The sequence below is a fragment of the Desulfobacter sp. genome (assembly GCF_050177295.1).
Map to the genome: position 1 here is coordinate 1 of NZ_JBFXHE010000488.1, position 3048 is coordinate 3048.

Annotated in this window: 3 protein-coding genes; all 3 read right to left on the reverse strand. The window is 48.8% G+C overall.

Annotated elements, in window-relative coordinates; translation table 11 throughout:
* On the reverse strand, positions 1 to 1836 hold a 1836-nt coding region (gene glgP, locus AB7U36_RS21540; RefSeq protein WP_428161666.1), incomplete at its 3' end, for a glycogen/starch/alpha-glucan family phosphorylase.
* Between the two features lie 53 nt (positions 1837 to 1889).
* Positions 1890 to 2195 carry an isoamylase early set domain-containing protein gene (locus AB7U36_RS21545; RefSeq protein ID WP_428161667.1) on the reverse strand — a complete coding sequence of 102 codons (306 nt, stop codon included), beginning with the start codon at positions 2193 to 2195 and terminating at the stop codon, positions 1890 to 1892.
* Between the two features lie 102 nt (positions 2196 to 2297).
* Positions 2298 to 3048: glycogen synthase (locus AB7U36_RS21550; RefSeq protein ID WP_428161668.1), on the reverse strand; the 751-nt coding region annotated here is incomplete at its 5' end.

The window sequence follows — 3048 nt, forward strand, 5'->3', positions numbered from 1 at the left end:
CTTATTGACCACGCTGGCAACCGAGTGAATCAGTTTGATGATCAGTTTGGCAAAGTGGTAACTCAAAGCTGCCTTGCCTGCGAAAATAAAGGTCCGGGGATGCCCGATATCCTTGCCGTCCTCCTTGATGGAAAGATACAGGTGGATGATATGAAGCACATTGAGCAACTGGCGCTTGTATTCATGGATCCGCTTGGCGTGGATGTCGAAAATGGACTGGGGATCCACGGTCAGGAACAATTGCTTACGGATCAGCGTGGCCAAGGCCTCTTTGTTGGCCAGCTTGATCTGGCCCAGCCGGTCCAGGAATCCCGGATCATTTTCAAAGGCTTCCAGTTCCCAGATCCGTGATAAGTCCCCCACCCACCGGTGACCGATGGCGTCGGTGATAAAATCGGCAAGGCCGGGGTTGCAGGCCGCGATCCAGCGCCTGGGGGAGACCCCGTTGGTCTTATTGTTGAATCTTTCCGGCCACAGCCTGTAAAATTCTGGAACAAGCTGTGTTTTAATCAGATCGGAGTGTACCTTTGCCACCCCGTTTATCGAATGGCTGCCGATGATGGCAAGATTGGCCATGCGCACCTCCTTGACAGGCCCTTCCTGGATGATGGACATCTTTGCAATGCTTTCAGTTGTCACATCAGGATCACGCACGGTTAAATATTCCAGGAACCGCTGGTTGATTTCATAGATCAGCTGCATATGCCGGGGCACCACCCGTTCCAGGATAGTCACCGGCCAGGTTTCCAGGGCTTCGGGCAACAGGGTGTGATTGGTATATCCAAGGGTTTTTTTAGTGATATCCCAGGCTGTTTCCCATTGAATGCCTTTTTCATCCACCAGGATACGCATCAGCTCGGCCACGGCCAGGGCCGGATGGGTATCGTTGAGTTGAATGGCCACCTTTCTGTAAAAATGGTCAAAGGTGTCATGGTCCATTTCATACTTGCGGATAATATCCTTTAAGGAACAGGCCACAAGGAAATACTCCTGGAGCAGCCGAAGTTCTTTTCCCGCCTCTTTGGAATCTGACGGATAGAGAATTTTTGAAATGGTCTCGGATTTTATTTTCCGGCCCACGGCTTTGAAATAGTCCCCGTCATTAAAAATATCGATATCAAAATTCTCGGACGCCTCAGCCGTGAACAGTCGCAAATAATTTACGGTACGGCCTTCGAAACCTGCAACCAGGATATCATGGGGCCGGCCAATGAGCAGGGACCAGTTCGTCCATATGGGGTTATACTCCCCGTCCCTGTCCACACTGCCCTCCACCTGGCCGTAAATGGGAACCATATACCGCTCTTCTGTTCTGCGGATCAGCCATGGCGACATACGGTTGGGCCAGTAATCGGGTTTTTCCTTCTGGTATCCGTTAACGATCACCTGTTTGAACAGACCGTAATCATAGTTGATCCCGTACCCGAATCCCGGCATATTCAGGCAGGCCAAAGAATCTAGAAAACATGCGGCCAGACGCCCAAGACCGCCGTTACCCAAGGCCGGATCCCGTTCTTCCTCCACCAGAAAGTCAAGATCAATGCCCTTTTTCCCAAGAAACTTTTTACAGCGGTTATAAATACCTAGGTTTAATAAATTATTGCTTAAAAGCCGCCCGATAAGAAATTCAAGAGACAGGTAATGCAGGCGTTTGGCATCATTTTCCTGGTAGCGTTTCTGGGTATCATAACCAATATCCATCAGGTACTTGCCAACGGCATAGGAAACAGCGTTTAACTGATCATTTTTCGAGGCGTGCTCAGGCTGCTTGCCCAGAATGTACTTAATGTAATTGTTAAAGGAGATCTCAAAATTTGAAAAATCAAAATAGGACATGCGTGAACTCCATACAGGACCCTGGGGTCTTTAATTTCCGGAAAACCCGGCCCTTAAATCGTCACAACCGAGTTGTCTTCCCCGGAAAAGGGAGACGGCAGGTAAACATCCGCGCTTTCATCGTTAACCCAGCGGGTATCATCCACCAGGTAACGGAACTGGTAGGACCGTTCCGGCTCAAGGTCAAGGACCGCAGAAAAATCCCCGTTTTTAAGCTTTTTCATGGCCCCGGCCTTTTCATCCCAATTGTTGAAATCACCAACCAGATTGACTGTTTCTGCCGGTCCAATCACTTTTTTCTGCACTTTAAATCTGACCCTGCACACATCCTTGGTTTTAAGATATTGTTTTGTAAACATGACACCCTCCGAAATGGTTTTTAATAATATGGTATCGTAAAGCTGGAAGCTAACCCAACGGATTTATTTTAATTTTTTAAAATCATGGTGTCAATATTTTGTTCAAATCCCGCAATCTCCCGGTTGCTGGCCAGTGTCCATTCCGGGCCAGACAATAAAGGGCCTTTTGAGCATTTTTTCATACAGGCTAATATAGCTTTCAGCACAGCGGCTGTGGTTGAATTCCATGACAGACTCAATCATGATCCGCCGGATCTGAACTTCTCTTTCATCTGGATCAAGGGCAAAAAAGTCCATGGCCCGGTCCACAGCCCAGTTCAGTCCCCGGGCATCGTATACGGTGAAAATAAAACCGTTGCCGCTGGAGTTTTCCAGGTCAAGGGGCTTTACCGTGTCATGGAGGCCGCCTGTGTCAAATACAATGGGCAGGGTGCCGTAAATGCCCCCGATAATCTGGGGAAGGCCGCAAGGTTCAAAGGAAGATGGCATGAAAACAAAATCACTCCCGGCAAAAGCCTGGTGGGAGCGTTGTTCGTCAAACCTGAGGACGCCTATTCGGTGCCTTAAATCGTGGAATTCGGCAATATCTTTAAAATGCTTATAATACTCTCCGTCTGCCACGGAGACGATCTGAATCCCGGTCTCCCAGTAGCGTGATATGATCTCGTACATGATCTGGGCCAGCAGCTGGCATCCTTTTTGGACCGGGTCCAGGCGGGAAGGCCAAAAAAACAAAGGGGCTTCCGGATTCTGCTCAAGGCCAACGGTTTTTTGGAGAAAGGCTTTGTTTTTCTGTTTCATCTCGCGGTGATTTTTCGGCCCGTAATTAAACCGGATCATTTCATCCACTGCC

Coding starts and splice junctions, on each gene's coding strand:
- AB7U36_RS21545 (WP_428161667.1), bottom strand. CDS start 2,195: ATGTTTACAAAACAATATCTTAAAACCAAGGATGTGTGCAGGGTCAGA.